The sequence below is a fragment of the Paenarthrobacter sp. NPDC056912 genome (assembly GCF_042786555.1).
Classification (GTDB): Bacteria; Actinomycetota; Actinomycetes; order Actinomycetales; family Micrococcaceae; genus Arthrobacter.
Genome location: NZ_JBHUCD010000026.1, coordinates 38,260 through 58,515 on the forward strand (window position 1 = coordinate 38,260; position 20,256 = coordinate 58,515).

Here is a 20,256-nt window from a genome sequence, read left to right on the forward strand (position 1 = left end):
CGGCTCGTTTACTCTCCGGTTGCGTCGGATGTTTGCCTGTCTGCGCACATACGTGACTCAGTCGGGCATGGTGCCGATCATGCCGGCGGTTAGTGCCCCTTTGAAGGCCAGTTGCCGGAAGCCGGCGGCCTTGTAGGCGCGGACATGGCGGCTTGTTCTGGCTATGGTGCAGAGATAACGCCAGCCCGGCGCCATGCTTCACAGGCGCCGGCCATTGCTACCTGTCAGGAGCCTCCTGGAGCTGCAGGTGGTTCGCCGAGGCTTCTTCGTGTTTGAAGCCTGCTTCGAGGCTACGTGTCGGCTGCCTTTATCAGGAGTCCCAGGCGCAAGGCTTAGGTGGGCCGCCCGGCCCCGCTGCAACCAAAATAGTTGCGGACCGCAACCTACTTGGTTACCGGTCGGCTTCGCAGTGCCGGCAGGAGGATTTTGTCGAAGACCCACTGGATGCTGCTGGTGCTACTGGTCCGAGGTCCGATCGATGCGCATCTCCTGAAAACAAACCATCGCAGCTGCGACCAGGATCCGCTGAAGAAGTGGCATTTCGGGAAGGGCGGCAGTAATGAGGGCAAGGGTGTGAAGAGCGCTGGTTAGGTTCATGGTTCCAGCTAGCCCCGCCCCCGCCCCGAGGTGTGGGAAGGCGCCTGAAAAGAGGTAGGGCCTACCGGACGAGGCCGCGCGCGCGGGCCGCTGCCTGCTGATGCCGGTACAAGGTCGTCCGACTCCAGCCCACCAAGCACCCAGCTTCTTCGGCAGTACGACCCTTCTCTCGCTCTTGCTTCGCAATGACTTACCGTTCCAAGACACCCCCTCCGGTCAACCCAAGCTGAAGTGGTGGTCTCTAGTGAGCAGAACTGCCTTGCTCTGGGTAGTGTTTCCTGCATGCATCCCTTGGCTCTTCTTCCTTCCGTCGTCGAACGGGCCATGAACATCCCCCTGAAGCTTTCCGACGATGACGTCTTTCTCTCGTGGACCGGCATCGTTATTCCAGCCGTCGCGGCGGTTGCGTCCGTGCTGGTGGCGGCGATTTCGGTTCGGATCGCGGCCAGGGCAAAGAAGATCGCTGAAGATTCCGAGGCGGCTCGACGTGAAGACCAGGCACATAGGGAAGTCTTCGAGCGCACACTTCGGTTCGATGCGGCGCTTAAGAGCCTCTATCTGGGGATAGCTGGACGTATTGAAGCCCTGGTTGAATACAACGCCGTAGTCAGAACGGTGGCTTTTAACCTCGCCCAGTCAGGCAGGCCGGAAATAACGCTTTCCAGCAGACCTCCCGAGTCCTCTCTCCTCGCTCTGATCGCGTCCGCGAGACTGGATGCCGGCAGCGATGACGAACACGAGATGCTTGAGGTGGCCGCATCCGTAGTGATCATGGCCGCAGAAGAAGGCCAGCTGGAACCAAAGCAGGATTCACCTGCTGCTCGTGAGGCACGACTAGGGCAAGAACGTCATAGGCTCGAAGGTCTGCTGTACGGAATCGAGGAATGGCGGCTGTCGAGCCCTCCTCAACGCGTCAAATTGCTGGAAGCGATGCGGCCGGAAATCTAGTACAGGCCACGGACGTGGGTCAGCGGCTGGACGTGCGCCCAGCTGGCTTCGGTAAGCGTTGAGGTTCAGCTTGGAAGCAACCAGAGTAGTTGTGGAGTGCAACCTAGTTGGTTGCACTCCGGTTCTTCAGTGCAGGCAGAAGGATTTTATCGAAGACCCATTGGATGCTCCGGTCTTCTTGTGCCGCTGCGTCCCTGAGTTCGTTGAGGGTGTCCTCGGTCATTCGGAATGTGTAGGACTTGTCCTTGGTGGCCTTCATAGCGGGGGTAGCAAGTTGAGGCCGAAGCTTTCTGGGCTCTGATACTTCAGGCTCTCTCTCCGCTTCAGCCGGAAGCAACGTCTCCGCTTGCTTAGCGAAGGCTGCGATGCGGGCTTCTTCGTCCGGGCTGGTTTCGCGACGTCGACGATTCGGGGTGGGACGGGCATTAGCCAATGTGAATCAGCTCCTGTACGAGTACTTGAATTTCAGCTTTTGCCTTGCCGTCGCTCCACTCCACCACTCCCCTACCCACGGGCATCACATCCATGTATGAGCTGCGTTGGTAGATCGTTGTCTCGAACAGCGGGATCTCTGGGTAGTCACTGAGTATGTCGCGGGACTCGTCCAGGCGCTTGTCCATGGCGTGAGTGGACGCTTGGGTGAAGAGGCCGCGGACGGCGAGTTGTGCATTGAAGTCCATGATGCCTTCGATGACTTTGACGAACTTCGGGAGGGTATCCAGGTCCAAGGGTGATGCCTTCATTGGAACAACCAGCACGTCGGAAGCCGTAGCCGCTGTTCGCAGTTCCTGGGAGTCATAACCGCCAGTATCAACAATGACGAAGTCAGCACCCGCGTCCAGGTCCAAAAGCGTTGCACGGAGATTGCCCTTCTTCTGCACTCCAATGACCGACGGCAGATCTGGGCTGCGCTCTTCCCTATCGGCGATCCAGTTCGTCGTGCTGGCAATGGGGTCAGCGTCCACGACGGTGACCTTCTTGCCCTGGCGCGCCAGTTCGGCAGCGAGGTTTACGGTCAGCGTGGATTTTGAACACCCGCCCTTGAGCGAGCCAATGGTGAGAATCATGGAGACGTGCCTTTCCTGTGAGCAAGCAGCTTTTCGCTTGTGCCCTCATTTGGATGGTAGTTCAAGAGTCCTTCGGTTTCGGTTTCATTCTTGTTGCAAACAAGTGGTGTTGTGCAACAAGCCTAGTTCCGAACTTGTTGCAAACATAACTGAGTTCAAACTGAATTGCAACTAGTTTGGTTGCACTTTGAATGCGCAACCAAACTAGTTGCATTTGATTGGACCGAGAGGTTAGTGCGCGTGGGGTAGGGTCACGTGTCAGGTATTCCTGACACTCAATACCGAAAGGTGGAGCTTTCATGGTCTGGGACCTGGGTGACGGTCTGCACGAGGGCGTGCTGTGCGCTGTAGTACCTGATGGTCGGACGTCATTGCAGCTTGGGGGAGGGGTTCTCCTAGTCGAAGGAGTTTCGGGTGTCTACCCGCGGCATCCGGTCCGAAAGGATCATGAGATCGTCCCTGACGACGAGGTAACGGGCTGGCGGGCCGCATGTTCGTGCGGCTGGTGCGGCCCGATTTGGGTTCGAGTACCAGCTTCCGACCAAGCCGATCATTCGAAACGCAAAGCTTTTGTGCCGTTCCTGGGTGTCGCTGTCCCGTCCGTCGCTGTCGAGGCAGCGCTGCAGCAGGAGTGGAAATCCCACGCGATCCCTGCCAGCGCATTAAGCGAACTCGCAGCAGCAGCCAGGGCGATTGAAGTGGCGCAGGCACGGCTTGACAGAGGAGTGCAGGCGGCACGATCGGCAGGTGTGTCCTGGTCCAGGATCGGATCTGTCGTTGGCGTGACGCGGCAGTCAGCCCATGAACGATGGAGTGCCGGTTGAAAGGGTGTTGGATGGGCGGCGTGCGACGAATCGGTGGACCGTACCCCTAACATTGTTAGGCGTGTTGTACGATCCGGCTATGGCTAAGGTGACGTTCAAACCCGGCGACAAGGTCAACACTCCCCGTTCGCATGGAACGATCATCGACATTTGCGCGACACCCTCCGGGCAGTTCGTTTTCGGTGTCGAGGATGCCTCCGGAGAGGTAACGTACTTCACGCCCAAAGCCCTGGAACACGCAGAGGACTGACTCAAACCGATCACCGTTCGACGCCAGGAGCTACATAGGGTTGGGCACTCCGGGAAGCCACGCGGTTGGTGCCAGAGAGAATCAATGATGCCCGTCCCGGGCGTTGGGTGCGGGCGTAGCAGGACGTCTGCCATCTTGAGCTCTGGGGTCTTGGGAAGATCGGTACGGAGATTCACGCTAAGTGCCTCGCTATAGAAAACGGACGTCATCATTTCGCGAACACGGGCGAAGCGTTCTGGCCACCGAAGTCGAACGAAAATGCCCCTTACCGGCGACTCGGTACGGGGCATTTCGGTGGAATTCGGGCTTACCGTTTCATGACGCCACCATTCGGTGTCATCAGGTCACTGGGAGCGAATGGTCTGGTTATCCGGCTTTTGGTACTGTCCATTGCTGGTTTGCGCCGCCGTGGCAAGTGTAGAGGAGTGCCTCGTTGGTGGTTGTGGATACGTCAAGGCATTTCCCGGTGCCCGGGTTGGTCAGGGTTCCATTGGTGCTTCGCCACTGCTGCGTAGAGCCGGCGTGACAGGTATAGGCGAGGGCTTTGACGCCGTCGGTTGTACCGCCGGCGTCCAGGCACAGCCCTGTTGCCGAGCCCAGGCGGATGGTGCCGTCCTTGGCAACGACCCAATTCTGATTCCCGATGTTGTTCGAGTCGTTCGCCTTGGTAGTGAGGGGGGTGTTGTTTGTTCCCGGACCGCCGTCCAGGACACGGCTGTTCAGACCGATGATCGGTCCCCGGATGCTGTTACCGATAGCGTTGGTCTGAATAGTGGAGGACGGGGTTGTTTCGATCGAACTGAAATCTGTCGGACACGCGGAGCTTAAACTTGTGCTCAGGACCCCGGCGTTTATGGCACCGGCATTGGCCCGGGGCAAAGCGATCTCAGCGCGGGAGTAGGGCTGGTCCAGGCAGGTGGCCTTAGGGTTGTTCCATTCGAAGTACTCAGTCCAGGAGACCATGTTCGTGGATTTGACATAGTCGGATCCTGCTCGGATGCTACCAAGCTTGAAGGACGTGCCTGTCGTGGTGTCTGTGACGGTGACGCCGAACCACCTGTCACCCTCGTTGTTGAGGTTGAATTTGTAGTTATGGCCTTGGACCCATTCAACGTTGATACGGCAACTCTTTCCGACGCCTTCACCGCCGAAGTCCTGGCACCAACTCCCCGCAGCGCCCGCTTTGGCCTCGGTTGCATCCCAAACTGAGAAGATGAAGGTCCGCGCGTTCCCGGCCCCGTTGGTCTGCATGCCGGTGTAGGCGTTCTTTCCATCGCTGAACTGGAACTGGTTGGACCAGAAGACTTTGGCGGACTTACCCGGGTCGGCCGTGACCTTGATACCGAACTCAACATCGCTCAGACCTTGTGCCGGGGCGTTAGCGAATGTGTAATTCGTGTAGGTGCCAGGTGTCTGGCCCAGCGTGGCTGCCGCGATGGTTGCGGTCGGACCCGTCTCGATGTTCGTGGCCGCTAGAGCGGCCGTGGACCCACCGGACAGCAAGCCAAGGGCGATTGCTGGCGTCAAGGCCAGACTGGCCCAAGTTCTTCTCCACGTCATTGTTGGTTTCTGCTTTCAATCATGCACGACAGGCCATGCCTCAGACCGATCACACGGTATGAATACCTCCGGTTAAAGGATTCATCACAAAATAGTGCCAATCCCTAAATTTGTGACGTGAATCACGAAAACGTACCCCCGCATCGGACGGCGTTCGGGTGCACTGGCTGAAATTGCTAAGGGATGGGTGTCAGCCAGGTCCTGCTGTTCAGGGAACCCGAAGGAGCTGGCGTTGCCAAACTTCATCATCGGACGGCGGTATACACCATTCGTCGCGCTCGGCGTCGCTATAGGTCGGTTTCGTCCATTTGGCGGTCCTGGAGGCGGTCGAGGTAGGCGTGCCAGGCTGCGCGTTCGTGTCGGTTGCGGCTGATGTGGGCTTGATAGTCGTCAAGGACGCCACAGCTGTACCGCTAGGTCGTTCAGGTTCGCTGTTGTGATTTTTCCGCGGCGGGGTTCCCCGTAGTGTTCGCCGAAAATCGGGCGGATATGACGTCTTGGTAGTAATGGAACAGGATTGAGCGCTAAGGCACCCTCGGACCTGCGTTGCCGTGTTTCGGATTGACGTGGCCGGTGGCTTCTGCCTTGCCCCCGTACGGTAGCGTTGGCCATCCGAGGACGATGTGGCGCCGTCGCCCCAATACGCTGCGAAGGGGTGGGGGTGCTGGGCGTTGACGAGTACGCCCGTGGGCGTGACGCGACTCATAGAAACCGGCACTGACTAAGGTTACAAACCGGCGGGCACTGAAACCTCGCGAAGGGCTAGGAACTTCACGCCACCGGAGATACTGACTGTCGGCCGTGCCAATAACGTTCGTAACCGCACACCACTCACCGTCGAGCGCGTACAGCTAAATAGTCACCGTCTGACCAGGGTCCTTCTCAAAGACAAGCCGGATGTAGTCGAGACCGGCGCGGAAGACTGCGGTCAGCTCACGGTCCATGTGCCCGTTCGCTCCGTAAACCGCATAGCAGTTCGTGCAGTAGTCGAGTCCGCGGAGATAGCCCGGGAACGAGGCCACAACCTCTCCGGTCTCCGGCCTCCAGCCCTGCGCATCCGGGATCGCATCGTAGGAGGTGACCGACTCGTCGAAGGTGCAAGCCTCGCAGGCACGTCCGCAAACGGACGATTCAGGACCATTCGGCCTGTCCCGTTCAACATATGTACTCATCCTTCAATGCTATGGCGAGGAGTCGAGCATTGGTCCTCAAGCCCCACCCTGTTCTGACCGGCACCGGCAAGAACAGGGTGTCTGTTAGGGGATCGGTGAGTGCACGCGACCTCAATCGGATCGTTCTGATTGTGGCATTCGCTGAAGAATGGAGGTGCTTCTTCGCCGCAGAGGGGAGGCATCGCCGGACTTGACTCTTTTAGTCCGCAGCGGGAGTTTGGGAGGGCTCGTTGCCGCGATCCTTGGCGGAGAGCATCAGGTGGTTGGCAGCACCGGGTCGAATTTGAAATATGCCCGTTGTTGGCGGGATCATCATGGACATGTAACCGTCGGGGCTTGTTTCGAGGTAGACGGTAATCGAGATTCCGTTGGGCAGGACTAGCTTGATGTCCTCGGACTCAATAGCGATTTCGTGACCGTCGCGGATTGCGTACGCTGTAACGCGGTTGGGTTCCATCTGGTCAGTCTATTGAACCGGCCTGAGCGCGACGACGGATGGGCCGTGCTTCCAGCGGAACGAGGCAGTGTGATCATTTACCCGTCCGTTAGCCGATCCCTTACCGGGTACTCAACGTGACAGCGGACGAACCTTGAAAATGATGATTCCGAGGTACTTGTTCATCCACGCCAGCTTGTGAGGATAGCGACGACCTGCGTCCGCGGATAGTTGCGGCTCGACGGCGGCTTCTATCCAAAGACCGGCAGCACTGAAAACGTTGAGTAAGTCAGAAATCGTGTATGCCCGCTTCGTTAACGCAATACGGCTACGCCCGCTGCTCGACCAGCTCTCAGGACCTCACCGACGAGCTCACCCGCAAAGGAGGACGTCGTCGCGTACTTGGTCGGTCTCGTACGCCCAGGATTCGTTCCTCAGCGTCATGATCAAGGACCTGATGACTCTGATGTTTATGGGCAGGGCGTAGAACATCTGAATCGGAACGTCGATTGGTGCTCCCAGCTCGTGGGGATTGCTGGAGATTGAATGAAAGGGGCCTTTCGGTATGACACTCGCTCGCAGGTGGCGGATAGGTCGGAGTCCGGCGGGGGTCCTGTCCGGAGCCTTGACCGTTGTCGTGCCTTATGTCGTTGGTTTCAGTTTCTACATTTACGCGGCAGTCGGGATTCTGACCGGCGCCCTTGAAGAAGGCACCCCGTCCGTGGGGGCTATGGCGATCGTTTGGGGTATTTCTCTGGCTGGCATCGGTCTGGGCTTGCTGTCCGCCAGGGCCGGCGGGATACGCGGACCAGAGCTGGGGTTCGCCCGGGTCCAACCACGGCGCCTCACCGGTTACATCATCGTCGGATGTTTGGCTTACTTCTTCATGTGGGTGGCATTCCGGGCCGCCCAATTATGGCCGGCCATTGAAACGACTGGAGATGGCAAGATCCCTGATCCTCTCACCACGTTTCTCTATGCCACAAACGCGGGTGTCACAGAGGAAATACTGATCCTGGGCATTCCGGTGGCCGTGATGACCAAGCTAAGGCTCTCCGGGTGGGTTCAAATACCTGTCATCACTGTCGGGCGGCTGCTGATCCACTTGTACTACGGAGTTCCGATAGCCCTGACCTTGGCGGTGATGTGGAGCATACTGTGGTGGTTCCTCTACCGTAAGCACCGGACCTTGATTCCTTTCATCTGCGCCCATGTGCTCTACGACCTGGTCGTATCCGCGGGCGCATTCGGATCTGCAGGTCGGATACTCAACATTGCCGCCCTAGCCGTCTTGGGAACCGCCGTAGTTGTCCTGACCCGAGAGGCCGTCATGGCAAAACGAAACAGAACGGCACCATCTCAGAACCGGTCGGGAACGGAGCCCTAATTGACCATCGGTGGGCCGCAACACAGGGGCACTCATGCGGCTTGGTAAATGTGGTGATGCCAGATGGCTGTGAACGGTGGGGAACCAGACTTTGTCTTGTTCGACGTCGCAAAGGTCCTTTGTCGAGAATGACGTCAGAGTACGCTCGCCCCTGGTTTCGATGGTTGTAGGCATACTCTGGCGCCACTTTTACAAGTTTTGTGGGGTTGTTTGCCGCTGATCGGACGCAGTGTCAGGTTCTTCGAGGATTGCTGGCTCCACGTATAGGGCATACCTGTTTCGTCCGATCCGCGTTAGCTGCCGGTATCTGGTGAATTCCTCCAGGAGGTCGTAAAGCTGGGGGGGTCGGGGACGCCACAACTCCCGGTCAAAGTCATCGAGAAAAGAAGAACCGCTCCAACTCCGGCAGTAGCGGACCCTCAAGCGCATAACGCCCGTAAGCCGCCTCCTCGGCAGCCGTCAAATATTCACCAGCCATGCTCTGTCAACGAACGACACCCGCAAACGTTAGCGCCAGTTTTCGGAGCGATGGTCCCCGAGCCCCAGCTACAGCCCAAGAACTTTGTTGAACTCCGCTTCTCTGATGCGTTGCGCTACCGGCAACACGCCGTTGACTGGGAATGGCCCCTTCCCGGACCACACTATTTCTGGCGGCCAGGCCACGTTGCCTCCTTCGGCAAGAACCGGACCCAGGTGGTGACGGCATAGTGGCAGATCAGTGTCAAGGACCCTCGTGACGACGAACTCCGACGGAGCTTCACAGCGTTCTTGACGTTGTTGCGGGTCTTTGAAGGCATCACAGGGAAACGTATCGGGGAAGACGCCATATATCCAGCGCTCTATCGATTCCAGAACGTTGAAAAAATCCTCAGCCTCAGTCATCACAGAACTGGGGTAGTGTGTTCTTTCGCCGGTAGGAGTCAGCTTTAGCTCAAAGCCCTTGGCAGAGGCTTTCGCCTTCACGAGAACGTGCTCCAATCGTTCTGCAGTTTCATCGTCGTGGGGATACCTGAACCTCCAAATGGAAGTTCCGCGATGGTGGCCGAGATATTGCCACCCACGGCGCTCTTGGAGTACAGCATTCAGTAGCTCGAGCTGGGCCGCGGCCTCAACATTGGAATCAGACATACGATCTTCCTTTCAGGCGGATATTTGTGGTTGGTTATAGGTCCGCAAACAGCAGTTGTTGCTGCACTAGGCTTCGAGCAGAAACAGCTTTTGCTGCTCAAAGAGCGGAGCCGGCTTATCCCGATCCTGCGGAACCTGTAATCGGTTTGGGGCGGGGAGCCCGAAACGAGCCCGGTGATTCTCCCATGAGATGACAGCGGACTGCTGCAAAGGTGCAGGCAAAGTAGCGAATGCGTGCGCGCGTTCGGTTGACCGCTGCAGCGCCTCATTGGGTGACAGTCCTTCTCGCCAACTCCTGTAACGATCGGTTTCGTTGATTCCGGCGGCTATGCGCTGCGTTGCGCGTTGGGCTTTGAATGTTTCCTGGGCCGTAAGCGGCAGGCGGTGGAAGGCCTCGGCGTGGCGTTCCTGGCGTGCTGTTCGCTTTTCCGCTGACAGCGCATCCCACCACATGCGATAACGTCGGTGATCCTTGGCCAAAGCCCGACGGCGCTGCGCCTGCCATGTGCCTGCACGCCGCTGCCGGTAGGCCTGGCGCTCATAGTGGATCCCATCTGCCAGCCGGTTCGCTGCCGCGGCAGCAGCTCCAGCATGCTCAGGTGTAACAGTAGTGATGGCGGTCCATAGCCCCTCACTGTCGCACCTCACCAAACCCGCCGCAGCCAGAGCAGCAAGAGTCTTCCGGCCGGTCCGGAGGGTGCTCTCGCTGACCGACGCGGTGAGGTTCTTGGAGAGGGCAGCTGATTGGCAGAGCTGGCGTAGGGGGAGGGACCCGTTTTGGAGGAGGCTCTGCCAGAGGCGACGGGCGGGGCGGGGTAGGGTCAGCCAGGTGGTGGAGCGGGGGAGGGGGGTGTGACTACTAGGTGGGGAGAATTCCAACACAGCTCCCCCCTGGGCCGGAATCAATTCGAACTCAAAACTCCCGGACTCCGGAGCCGCGTGGTCCAATCCGTCCTTGTGCAAGGACCCGAGTTTGCCGTCAATGAAACGCAGGGCCTCACGGATTGCAGGACGGGAAGCGATTCCCGTGTCCAGAACGAGGTTCCTCTCTGGGACCGGAATCCGAAGCTCCCCAGTCCGTTCGATCCTGTCCAGAACAGCGTGCGCAACGGCGGACAAGGTATCCCTGCGCCGCGCCGGGTAATCCCACAGCAGCACGTGTAGGCGCCGCCTGGCAGCATCCACCATGGCCTTCACCTCCGGTGAAGATCGGCTGGTTGACCGGGCAGGTTTCGGCCGCTCGGCGAAGAAGGCCGTAACGTCCGAGACGCACTGGTTCCAAACGTTATTCACCCAGCGTTTCTGGCTACGACAGGCTTTGGGCATGGCGGAAGGGTGGGCAGCAGATACAGCATCCCAGGCCTGCGCGGCCGTGTAGCCGGCGATCACCATTTGCTTTGTTGCGATCAGCTCGAACGTCGACCCCGAATGATCCGTTCCACCAATCGTGGGTCGCTTCCCGTAGGCTATGTAACCCGCCCAGCTGCTTGGCAACGGCCGGCGCCCGGTCATCGGGGAGGGAAGGGCCGCACGTATCCAAGAAGAGGAACGCTCACCCGCAGATAATGCTGTTCCAGAGGAACCCCGCCCCGAAAAGACCGCCGCGCCGGCACTCCGACGGCCTCCGGGGCGTTTCGCCGCCGGGACGTTTGGGCACACCCGTAGTGCGTTCCTCAGAGTCCCCGCACCACCGAGCACAGTCGTGTTGCCGCCAGTTCGGTGCGGGGCGCTCAAAGGACGCACGGCCGAACGCACGTCAATGCTCGAGGAGTTCACGTGGAAGCTCTGCCGGAGCTCTGCCACGTACTCCTGCAGGGCAGGAAGCGTGTCGGCATCGATGTGGACGAAAACGTGGTGACGACCAGCAGCGCCTCCGGAAGGACGCACCAGGTGCCAGCGATCATGCTTGCCCGCCCAATCGGCGACGAGATCCGTCACAGCGTCACCTCGAGCGCCTGCCAGGTCGACGTCCACCACACGGAAACCCGCCCGCAGCCGACCAAACACCGTCGCTACACCGCCGGAACCCACCCAGCCCAACGCGGCCTCTAATGAACCCGCCAGCAAACCAGGCACAACCACGTTCGCCGCATCCAACGCCCGCCACGACCCCGGCTCAAACAACGCCTCATCCAGGCCCCCAAGAGCAGGGTGCCGTGCAGGGGCAGCTGGAGGGACAGACGCCGGTGAAATACCCTCAGTGAACAGATCGCGCCTCAATTGAAAACCTCCACAAAAGTGACGGCGTAGGTAAGTTTCCGGCTCGTGGCAAAGTGTTGCTGGCCACCGCTCTTGTGGCGGGATCCTGGCGGTCGGACGCAGCCGTGGTGGATGTTCTGATGCGGGGTCTTGTCCAAACTCCGGTACCTGGTGCCCAGGGCCTCGACAAGATCACGCGCGGCAGAGCCCTCCATACGTTCGGCCAACGGTATGTACAGGTGGCGTCCGCCGCTGGGGGAGAAGTCCTCCACGAAACGAAGCCCGGCCCCTGAGAGCAGCTTTCCGAGTCCTTCGGCGTCCTGCCTCACGACTGCAGGGGCTGCCTTGGACGTGTCCAGGTCGAGGCATAGTGTGGCCACTGTGCCGTCCACGGCGTGGATCAGCACGGCCGCCGGCTGCTCCGGCAATGTCTTGGTGATCCGTGGCAACGACGTCGGCCGCGGATAAGAGAACTTCCCCCGGATCCAGCGACCAGGCTTGAAAAAAGCCTGACCAGCAATCAAAGGGGCCAGAGCCGCCCAGGCGTCCTCAGGTGGGGTCGTCGAAGTGACACGCGAGCCGGTTACGCGCGCGGTGAATGTTGACGACGGCGAAAGTGCCGGTACGATAGACAGCAGTTGCTCCCTTCGGGGTACACAAAGATCCACCCACTGGGTGGGTGTTGAATACAGTTCAGATCGTGCCCCGCCAAGAACATCGATCTGAACGCACAGAGTTTGGGCCCGCGAAAGCGGGCCCTTTTCTTTTTAACTGGCGCGTGCGATAGGCAAAGCCTCCTGCATTTCAAGCTTGTCCAAGTCGATTGACTCTAGGAAAGCGTGGACAGCACGCGCAATAACGTCTCCACGGTTTTCCCCCGTTGCATCTGCGTAGGCAATGAGCTTATTGGCGTCAGCAACTGGCAGTCGGGTAGGGATGTATCGTCTGTCGCCCTTGTGTGGCTGTGGCATAGCTCCCTCTCCTTCACTAGGTCGATCGAATCGGACCTCACTCCGAGGCTTAGTCACTACAAAACCTGAACCGGGTTCCATTAAGTGGGATGCGGCCCTTCGGCGTGTCGCCAAGCACTAACGCGGGGGTAAAGCAGTGCGACATGGGTCATGGATCCTTTCCTCTAATCTAAGTAAAGTGCAGGAACACCATAAAATACGCAGGACGCTGTATCTACATTACACACTGTGCGACGGAGAGCATCCATCAAGGGATGTCGCAGCTTTATAGTTCTTGCGCCTTGATCCAGTCGCCGATGGCCCCTTCCACCTCTGCGCGAGCGGAGTTCCACTCGTACTGGTGAGGGACAGCCGGAAGCTCCTTTAGCGTCACAGTCTGAGGATTGATCCGAGCGAAGCTTTCAGTGAGATGGAACGGGACGTCCATATCGCCTTTAGAGTGCAACGCCAACGCCGGGATCCGTAGCCGGTTCCGTGATCTTGTCCAGTCCAGCACGCCATAGTCCACAGGGCTTTTGACTGAGCTAAGTCGGCAAAGTATTGGGAGAGACAGAAGATAGGGAACCATCCTGGATAGCGGCCCAGGAAAACCTGCGCGTTGCGCGTTCACCGAGATGACATCTTTGGCGCTGGGGCCCGGTGAGAAGAGAACTAATCCGCGGATGAGGTCACGTGATTCAGAGGTTTCGGTAAGCAGTAGTGAAATCGTGGCTCCCATCGACCATCCGAATAGAAGGATCGACTTCGCTCCGTTGTCTGCGGCGTATTTCAGTGCTCGATCCACGTCTTCCGCTTCGCGTTGTCCAAAGTGGCAGGCTTGCCCCTCTTGATGGTTTTCTGCGTCTCCGAAATAGGATGGGACAACAGATGTCAGTCCTAAACGTGAGGCGATCGCTACGCTTCGCAGCATTGAGAAACGAGAACTGCGGAGCCCATGCACATGGATGGCCCACATGTCTTCCTTTTGACGCGTTGGTTGAAATACCCAGGCGGGTAGGCTCTTCCCATTCTTGCCAAGGTGGACCTCATGGTAGGGCGTTTTCAATGAGGTGGGTGAGCTAAACACTTGACCTGACCAGACTCCGCTGTGCATGCCTGGCTGCAGGCTCCCCTCAACTTCAAGGACCGCACGAGTCACAGCAGTTGCATCCTGAGTAGGGATGATGCCTCCTACCGTTAAGTGAGCCTCATGAAGCGTCAGGCTGTAGGTCCCCAGAGCCGTTGTTTTTTCGTCTCTTTCGAGGGTCACAGTGTCAAGACGCCGCCCTACGGTAAAGCTTCTGGCAGCGGGGGGCCTCCACTTGGTCATTTTGCGGCCGATGACCGCAACCAGCCCGATGATTGTTGAGGAAGGAATGACGATTGAGACTATGCCACTAAAAATCTTGCTCTCCTTTGCTTCTTGGCCTGACTCTGTCGAGGTCTTGATCTGAAGGCGTCCGGCTTGCGTGCCATTGCCACATAGAATCCAAGAGCGAGGCTTCTCGTGAACCTAATTCTTGTAGCGTGAACGTGCAGTGGTCGTGTATCCAAATGAGGTTTCTGTAGCCGACAGCACGCGGATCTCTAAGCAAGTGTGAGGCGCGAGTGGGAATCGAGAGAAGCTTCACCAGAATGACATGTGAAGCCGCCGCAAAGTAAAGGAACCCCAGGTAGTCGACGACAGACTTGATGGAGGCCCGGAGAAACCCGAAGCAGAGCAGAATGACTCCGGAAAAAAAGACTCCCGTGTACATGGAATGTAGTCCTGAAGCCGGCGCAGAGTTCCGCCCTTCGACATGCTGAAGCCACAGCGACATCAGTTCCATCACGTTCCCGCTTATCACTAGTACGAACCCTGCAACAAAGATCTTCTGGGATCGTCGACTCCGCAGGAGAAGCAAGATTGATGACCACGAAATGGCGGAAATTGTCGCTAGATAGAGGCCCAGGTACAGAAGAGCCTGCACTTGGCCAATCGTCGCCGAGATGAAGCCTTCAATTGAGTTCACGCTTGTGTTGACGTCGTGGATCAGAAGAAAGAGCCCGGTGTACGCCGCGATCACGAAGGTAAGCATCAGCCTGTATCCGCGATACTCCTCCGAGGAAGTATGAACAAGTAGGGCCTGATACATGAAGTGGAAAGCCAGGGTCGTTGAAATTGATCCTAGTAGGTTCCAGTACCCCTTTGAACCCATCACGCTGTCAATGACAGCAACGGGTATCACGTATCCAAGGCAGAGGACGGCGATGACCGCACAGAGAACGGCTAGCCACCCTGGGCGAGAAGCTCTGGCCGATAGGGCGTAGGGGGTGCGCATGGTCAGAATCATGAGTGCAAGGACCAGTAGGATCGCTGAAAGTTCCCGCACTAGCTGAAGGCTCTGCTGCTGGCTGTCTTCTGGGTGATTTTCGTGGCAATCTCATACGCTATGTACTCCGCCTGAAGCTCCTCGACACTGTGAAAGAGCGACGAGAATACGGTCGACTGCTCCTGATGGCTTCGAACGCATGGAGAGCCATGTCCACAGAGGAGATGTCCCAGCTCGTGATAGGTGGAGTGGTTCTGGAAGCAGAATGGATCGCTCTGCCTGGTCACGACAATCACGCCGACGTCCGTCTGAGCGTATGCTCCCGTTGCCTTTGTCAGTCGAGGATCCGTAGTGGGTTCGACAAGAATTGGCTTGCCCAGCGCGGCTTCGCACGCACTAATCACTTCGCTGGGTGTCATCCCGGGCGCCAACAGCACTCTCTGAAGAGCTCTTGCGGCCTGATGGTAGGCGCTTTTCGGAAGCTTTGTAGGTAGGAAATCTCCGTGCTTCCGCGCCACCATCTAACCTCGTTCTGTTGTGCCCAACCTCTTCTGGACCAATTCAGCGAGAGCATGCAGCGCGTCGGCGTCGAGAGTCCCCCGCCCACCGAAGTCAGAAACGCCGGCAATGGACAGAGCTACCTCTGCCTTCACCCTGCTTTCAGTTTCGCGAACGGATGACTCGTCCTTGCTAAGCAAGTACGTGCTGTCATCGGTCATTATTTTAGATAGTGTGCTCAGGGTCGAAATACTGACGGGACCACCGCGAAAAACTAGTGAATCCCATGCTTTTGGCCCGAGCTGGAGATCCTTGAAAGCCGGCTCAAACCTGGCAAATGTTCGACGGTGGTCTCCGGCGTCTAGAATGCCAATGATCGTCTGGAGCCTTGTCGCTATTGTCTCCGAGCGACTCGTTTGCACGTCCTGAAGCTGTTCAGCCGCAAGTAGATCCGTAACCGATGTTCTTTGGGCGCCAAAACGGTCCTCCAGAGTGCTGGGCTGCAGGACGACAGAGCTAAATTTGTGCAGGATATTAACTAGATCCGTCGAAGTCGAGGTCGGTAACCTTCCCAGCTTGGATTGTAGAACAGCAAGATCTGCTGAGGAGATCTTCTCCGCAGCAGAAATTCCTTCTTCCGTTAGTGCCCACGTCACTTTGCGCCGGTCTTCTTTGGACCCGCGTTCAACAAGACCCCTTGATTCCAAGGGAGTTACAGCCCGGAATGGGTCGCGGTTGAGGATGAGCAATTCGCTCAGCTCCTGCATGGTGCACGGCCCTGATTCATTTAGGACCAGAACAATTTCCACTTGAGCGCTGGTCAATTCAAGCCCTGAAACCTGTCCAGACAGCTCGCGTTCCCACTCGCGGGAGAGAGCGACCAGTAAGTACCGAAGCTCAGAGGGGGCCAGATTCGGTGGTGGCATAGTTCCTCTACAGTGCGGCGGTCAACGTGATCCCTTGATTCTAGCCGTAGGAGACTCGCTAGCACCCGAGCCACCCTCGACAGCTGCATTTGAGATATAGTGCGCATGCAGTAGACTTTTTTTATTGAAGTGCACAAGCCCTAGGTGTCGAAAATTAGGGGGTACTCGCAAATGACTAAGTTTGAGGAGGCTCTGATCCGTTATAGCGCTGAGAGGACGTCAGCCGAGCTTGCCAGCGCGTCAGTCAAAGGCCTGCCCTTCACCACCGTCGACGTCACTTCTGATCCTCGGGAGCTGATAGTGCGGCTTCGGAATCTGCCTGGAGGAAATGAGGACTCCGAGGCCTTCGGCGCACTGTTTGCCTGCTTGTATGAGCGGTTTCGGTTGTTGAAGCCTGGTAGGCGGGCGGGGGAATGGGCCTTGTTTGATCCTATTGAGCGGTCTCAAACGGAGGATCCTGGGCCTAACCCGGGAAGGTACGGGGCGGGCGAGGTGAAGTGTCGGTCAATTGGACACCGCTGGCCCGCGCGATTCGCCGCACGGCCGAGTCGGAGGTGCGCACGTTGAAGTCGAATTCTTCATCCGCTGCCACCCGAATCAACCCCGACTCCTTGCGTGCACTTTGGTTCACGGTGACGTTGGTCTGCTTCCTCGCAGCAGCGTCATTCATGGTCAGTTTTGCTGCCTTGCATGAAGTAGCTGCATGGGTGGGTCTGCCGGTTTGGATGCGGTGGACGGTTCCGGTTTTCATTGATGTCGCGATCCTGGCGTATTCGTTGGCGGTGTTGATTCACCGCTCCAGGGGTGAGCCGACGTGGGCTTCGTGGGTGAGTCTTGGTGGATTCACTTTCGTTTCTGTTGTTGCTAATGCGGCGCATGCCATGTCCGTTGGATCTTTCGGGCTGTGGCAAACGGTGATTGGTGCCTGTGTAGCCGGGCTTGCACCGTTGGCTGTGTTCGCGGCAACTGAAGAGCTTGGACGCCTGGCTGTCGCGCGGAATGTAATCCGGGAGGAGACGATCGCGGCGCCTGAATTCGTAGACGCCCCCACAGCAAACAAGCTGCTTGCTGTGGCGGAAGAAGAATCTCACCTGGAAGAGGAATCGGGCGCCGCGGAGCCGGCCTCTGTGAGCGAGCCCTTACCGACCGCAAAGCCTTCGAGCACGGATGAGATCGATGTCCGTGAGTGGGCGTTGTCCCAACGACAGGAGGGGCTGCAAATATCCGGGTCGGCTTTAGCTGAAGTTTCCGGCTGGAGCCCGTCCACGGCGAGGCGGCGGCTCAGCACCCTTCGCCGGCAGGAACCGGCAATCTTTGAAACCGAACCAACTCCGGAAGAGGTCAGCGTATGAGCATCGTAGATTCCAATGACGGCGTGATGGATCAGCATGAGGCAAACGAATGCATCCTGAAGCTGAAGAATAGGCTAAGGATCCTCGACGGGCTCTACTCTGACGTGGAAAAGCAGAGCCGGCAAATCCTTGACCGTGTGATCGCCCTCTGGGAAGGCCAGGCGTGGCTGGCCCTCGGTTACGAAACGTGGGAAGACCTCGTCAGGGAGAGGCAGTTGGTGCTCCGGAACCTCCCCAAATCCGAGCAATCCCTTGTAGTGCGCGAGCTGAGCATGAATCTGTTCTCCTCGCGTGCTATCGGAGCTGTGTTGGGCGCGAGCCATACGTTGGCGCAGGCGGAGAAACGGAAGCTAGAGGCCAATGGTGTTGTCTTCCCTACCGAGGTTCGGTCGCTTAATGGAAGCATCCGGAAGCGGACAGTCCCGCATGGGGTCCTAAACGAGCAGGACTCGGCCCCGTTGGAGGGTCAGTTGGTACTTCCCGGGGATGATTTCAGTGCCAACGCGGGAAGCCTGTCTTCAGAGCCTGATTGGGGTCGGGCACCCCTGCAATCCGAGCCGGTTCTTGCTGCCTCATCTACTAGTGGCGCAGCTGGCCCTTCCGTGGTTCCGCCAAGGGTTGCGTTCGATTTCGCTCATTCTCTGGGGGCTGAGGCTGAGGGTACTGCGGCCGCGCTTCACGAGGCGCTGACCGGTGGGATCTTCGATTCGCCTCCTCCTGCGATCTTGCAGCCCATTAAGACACTTGAGGACGCTGTGGAGCGTCTTTCCTCGCTGGTCACCGAGCTACGGCAGAAGGTCGCTACTTCGCTGTAGCGATCCCACATGTCGACTAGTACGCCCTGACCGCTGCAAGCAAAGGACTGAGGATGAGTGTTCCTAACAACACTGCTTTGATGGAATCACCAGCCAGGACAGGCGATGATTCTGAGTTCCTGGCTTTGATCAGGGAGTCCCAGATCAAGAACTGGAAGGGTCCTGCGGCAGAGAAGCTGTTGGGAGAGGAGCTGCGCCGTCGTCTCGGCGGGTTGCGTGCAGAGTTCCAGGAGATAGCGATGGACGACTTGGTTACGGCCGCTTGGGAACATCTTCGCGGGCCGGCCATTCTGGAAAAAGCAAGCCCTTGGGCATGGTTGGCCACCTGCGTCCGGAATTACCTCCGTCGTCAGATCGAAAGCGACCGCAATTTCGTGGCACCCAACGAAGTCCAGTCAGGCAGATGGAGGAACGCGAAGGATGAACTGGGCATCACGGGTAGCAAGCCGCGTGTGCAAAGGATCGACCAGGAACAGCTCGCCCTCCTGCCGGCGGCCCCGGCGGACGTCGAGTCCCTTAGGTGCGATCGTCTCTGGGAATCTCTCGGCACGATCCTAGAGGAAGAATGCAGCTGGCCACGGCCGACGAGCCAGAACGTACTGGCCCGCCTCCAAGAAATCGGTGACAACGAGTCGCTGTTTGCAGAGGCGATCACGGAAGAGTTCGGCTGGCTCGATCCGACTGTCCTCACTGGCCTGACCCGATTGGTGACGGCGCGTCGAGGCTTCATGTGGATGATCCTTCATGGGCACGAGCCACAAGGCATCATGATGCTTCCGGCGGTGAGGTCTGCCGTCGCGGCAGCGCTATGGCCCGACCTGGCAAATTCCCGGTAGACCGCACTCGGTGCTCCTAAGAGGCATTACTGCCTCTCTTGGAAAGTTTGGTGACTCTTATGGCCACAACAACCCTCACTCACACGTGCAAGCACACAGCGGCTCATGATTTGTCCGATAGGTCTGAGCAGGACCGTGACCGGTACGTGAAGTGGCTCGTCAAGAACAAGTGCCCGGAGTGCCGCAGCAAGGCATGGCGACGAAATAGCGACAAAGAACGCGGACGCGAACTGCAAAGCAAATACCAGGCAGCACTGAACGATTCCGCCGCCATGGGCCTGAGCGATCTGACGGGCAGCCCATCCCAAATCTCATGAGGAACCATCACCCGGTTGGCGTTGCTCAGGTCCGCATACGAGTGTCTCGTGGGAGACAAATCGATGACACCGGACCAGTTCAGGTCGGAAGTTTTGGCACCGGCCCGGAAACAACTGCGTGCAGGATTCTGGATGGACCAACAGCACCAAGACATACTCGGGCTCCCGTCTGCGCTTCGAAGCAGCCTTGAAATGCGTTAGGCCTGCCGAGACCCAGTCTTGTCTGTGCTCCCTCCCGTTGTGTCGGCGCCGGCACCACAGGAACGAAAGTGAGCACTCCATGGGCAAGCATGTCCGAAAAAGGAACAAGACCAAGAACAGCAAGACCCGCATGGCGGTGGCCACCGTGTTGGTCACGGGGGCAATGACCGGGCTCAGCGGCACAGCCATGGCCCTGGCCGACGACAACCCCTTGGCGCCGTCTGAAGAATCTATCTCTAGCGCGCAGGGCACTGGCCAAGTATCAGTTGCTCCGGTTTCCACTGAAGTAGCCTCAGTCGATTCATCTGATGGCGCGGCCACCGAAAGCGAGATTGACGTTCTTCCTGGTGCGACCCCGCCCGAAGTACCGGTCGAACCCACGATCCCGCCCGAAGTACCGGTCGAACCCACGATCCCGCCCGAAGTACCGGTCGAACCCACGATCCCGCCCGAAGTACCGGTCGAACCCACGATCCCGCCG

At 58.4% G+C, this 20,256-nt stretch carries 19 protein-coding genes and 2 pseudogenes; 9 read left to right on the plus strand and 12 right to left on the minus strand.

Features of this window, described 5'->3' with window-relative positions; translation table 11 throughout:
* Positions 1 to 456: 456 nt before the first annotated feature.
* Both ACFRJ9_RS21605 and ACFRJ9_RS21610 read right to left on the minus strand, forming a co-directional pair.
* On the minus strand, positions 457 to 597 hold the full coding sequence (locus tag ACFRJ9_RS21605) for a hypothetical protein (RefSeq protein WP_377672343.1): 141 nt from the start codon (positions 595 to 597) through the stop codon (positions 457 to 459).
* Positions 598 to 658: 61 nt separating this feature from the next.
* Positions 659 to 784: pseudogene (locus ACFRJ9_RS21610) on the minus strand (recombinase family protein); the annotation flags it as partial.
* A 95-nt stretch (positions 785 to 879) separates the two neighbouring features.
* Here ACFRJ9_RS21610 and ACFRJ9_RS21615 point away from each other — a divergent pair.
* Entirely contained in the window at positions 880 to 1,545 is a 666-nt protein-coding gene (locus ACFRJ9_RS21615; RefSeq protein WP_377672346.1) for a hypothetical protein, read from the plus strand.
* A 425-nt stretch (positions 1,546 to 1,970) separates the two neighbouring features.
* On the opposite strand, the gene ACFRJ9_RS21620 is transcribed toward ACFRJ9_RS21615, so the two are convergent.
* The gene (locus tag ACFRJ9_RS21620) at positions 1,971 to 2,612 is read right to left on the minus strand and encodes an AAA family ATPase (RefSeq protein ID WP_377672348.1); all 642 of its coding nucleotides are present in this window, start codon (positions 2,610 to 2,612) and stop codon (positions 1,971 to 1,973) included.
* Positions 2,613 to 3,515: 903 nt separating this feature from the next.
* On the opposite strand from ACFRJ9_RS21620, the gene ACFRJ9_RS21625 reads away from it, so the two are divergent.
* The gene (locus ACFRJ9_RS21625; protein ID WP_377672350.1) at positions 3,516 to 3,686 is read left to right on the plus strand and encodes a hypothetical protein; all 171 of its coding nucleotides are present in this window, start codon (positions 3,516 to 3,518) and stop codon (positions 3,684 to 3,686) included.
* A 366-nt stretch (positions 3,687 to 4,052) separates the two neighbouring features.
* Here ACFRJ9_RS21625 and ACFRJ9_RS21630 read toward each other — a convergent pair whose 3' ends face one another.
* The 4 genes and pseudogenes from ACFRJ9_RS21630 to ACFRJ9_RS21645 all read right to left on the minus strand — a co-directional run bounded on the left by ACFRJ9_RS21630 (position 4,053) and on the right by ACFRJ9_RS21645 (position 6,875).
* Positions 4,053 to 5,246 (minus strand): ricin-type beta-trefoil lectin domain protein, encoded by a 1,194-nt coding sequence (locus tag ACFRJ9_RS21630; RefSeq protein WP_377672353.1) that lies wholly within the window; start codon positions 5,244 to 5,246, stop codon positions 4,053 to 4,055.
* Between the two features lie 533 nt (positions 5,247 to 5,779).
* Positions 5,780 to 5,925: pseudogene (locus tag ACFRJ9_RS21635) on the minus strand (Tn3 family transposase); the annotation flags it as partial.
* A 172-nt stretch (positions 5,926 to 6,097) separates the two neighbouring features.
* The gene (locus ACFRJ9_RS21640; RefSeq protein WP_377672356.1) at positions 6,098 to 6,418 is read right to left on the minus strand and encodes a hypothetical protein; all 321 of its coding nucleotides are present in this window, start codon (positions 6,416 to 6,418) and stop codon (positions 6,098 to 6,100) included.
* 199 nt (positions 6,419 to 6,617) lie between these two features.
* Entirely contained in the window at positions 6,618 to 6,875 is a 258-nt protein-coding gene (locus ACFRJ9_RS21645) for a hypothetical protein (RefSeq protein WP_377672358.1), read from the minus strand.
* A gap of 544 nt (positions 6,876 to 7,419) precedes the next feature.
* On the opposite strand from ACFRJ9_RS21645, the gene ACFRJ9_RS21650 reads away from it, so the two are divergent.
* Positions 7,420 to 8,241, plus strand: a complete 822-nt coding sequence (locus ACFRJ9_RS21650; RefSeq protein WP_377672361.1) for a type II CAAX prenyl endopeptidase Rce1 family protein — start codon at positions 7,420 to 7,422, stop codon at positions 8,239 to 8,241.
* A 546-nt stretch (positions 8,242 to 8,787) separates the two neighbouring features.
* Here the strand turns inward: ACFRJ9_RS21650 and ACFRJ9_RS21655 are convergent.
* Positions 8,788 to 9,369: a hypothetical protein gene (locus ACFRJ9_RS21655; protein WP_377672363.1), complete on the minus strand. Its 582-nt coding sequence runs from the start codon at positions 9,367 to 9,369 to the stop codon at positions 8,788 to 8,790.
* Between the two features lie 66 nt (positions 9,370 to 9,435).
* Positions 9,436 to 10,662, minus strand: a complete 1,227-nt coding sequence (locus tag ACFRJ9_RS21660; protein WP_377672365.1) for a hypothetical protein — start codon at positions 10,660 to 10,662, stop codon at positions 9,436 to 9,438.
* Positions 10,663 to 11,145: 483 nt separating this feature from the next.
* Here ACFRJ9_RS21660 and ACFRJ9_RS21665 point away from each other — a divergent pair, with 483 nt between their 5' ends.
* A complete protein-coding gene (locus ACFRJ9_RS21665) occupies positions 11,146 to 11,421 on the plus strand; it encodes a hypothetical protein (RefSeq protein ID WP_377672367.1) in 276 nt (91 codons plus the stop codon).
* A 164-nt stretch (positions 11,422 to 11,585) separates the two neighbouring features.
* On the opposite strand, the gene ACFRJ9_RS21670 is transcribed toward ACFRJ9_RS21665, so the two are convergent.
* The 3 genes from ACFRJ9_RS21670 to ACFRJ9_RS21680 all read right to left on the minus strand — a co-directional run bounded on the left by ACFRJ9_RS21670 (position 11,586) and on the right by ACFRJ9_RS21680 (position 16,254).
* Positions 11,586 to 11,996 (minus strand): hypothetical protein, encoded by a 411-nt coding sequence (locus tag ACFRJ9_RS21670; protein WP_377672369.1) that lies wholly within the window; start codon positions 11,994 to 11,996, stop codon positions 11,586 to 11,588.
* Positions 11,997 to 13,915: 1,919 nt separating this feature from the next.
* The gene (locus ACFRJ9_RS21675) at positions 13,916 to 14,839 is read right to left on the minus strand and encodes a hypothetical protein (protein ID WP_377672372.1); all 924 of its coding nucleotides are present in this window, start codon (positions 14,837 to 14,839) and stop codon (positions 13,916 to 13,918) included.
* Positions 14,840 to 15,351: 512 nt separating this feature from the next.
* The gene (locus ACFRJ9_RS21680; RefSeq protein WP_377672374.1) at positions 15,352 to 16,254 is read right to left on the minus strand and encodes a MarR family winged helix-turn-helix transcriptional regulator; all 903 of its coding nucleotides are present in this window, start codon (positions 16,252 to 16,254) and stop codon (positions 15,352 to 15,354) included.
* A gap of 497 nt (positions 16,255 to 16,751) precedes the next feature.
* On the opposite strand from ACFRJ9_RS21680, the gene ACFRJ9_RS21685 reads away from it, so the two are divergent.
* The 5 genes from ACFRJ9_RS21685 to ACFRJ9_RS21705 all read left to right on the plus strand — a co-directional run.
* Positions 16,752 to 17,606 (plus strand): DUF2637 domain-containing protein, encoded by an 855-nt coding sequence (locus ACFRJ9_RS21685; protein WP_377672377.1) that lies wholly within the window; start codon positions 16,752 to 16,754, stop codon positions 17,604 to 17,606.
* Positions 17,603 to 18,421, plus strand: a complete 819-nt coding sequence (locus ACFRJ9_RS21690) for a hypothetical protein (protein ID WP_377672379.1) — start codon at positions 17,603 to 17,605, stop codon at positions 18,419 to 18,421. Before ACFRJ9_RS21685 ends, ACFRJ9_RS21690 begins: the two co-directional genes overlap by 4 nt.
* Before the next feature lie 53 nt (positions 18,422 to 18,474).
* The gene (locus ACFRJ9_RS21695) at positions 18,475 to 19,257 is read left to right on the plus strand and encodes a hypothetical protein (protein WP_377672381.1); all 783 of its coding nucleotides are present in this window, start codon (positions 18,475 to 18,477) and stop codon (positions 19,255 to 19,257) included.
* Positions 19,258 to 19,316: 59 nt separating this feature from the next.
* Positions 19,317 to 19,574: a hypothetical protein gene (locus tag ACFRJ9_RS21700; protein WP_377672384.1), complete on the plus strand. Its 258-nt coding sequence runs from the start codon at positions 19,317 to 19,319 to the stop codon at positions 19,572 to 19,574.
* 280 nt (positions 19,575 to 19,854) lie between these two features.
* Positions 19,855 to 20,256: hypothetical protein (locus ACFRJ9_RS21705; RefSeq protein WP_377672386.1), on the plus strand; the 402-nt coding region annotated here is incomplete at its 3' end.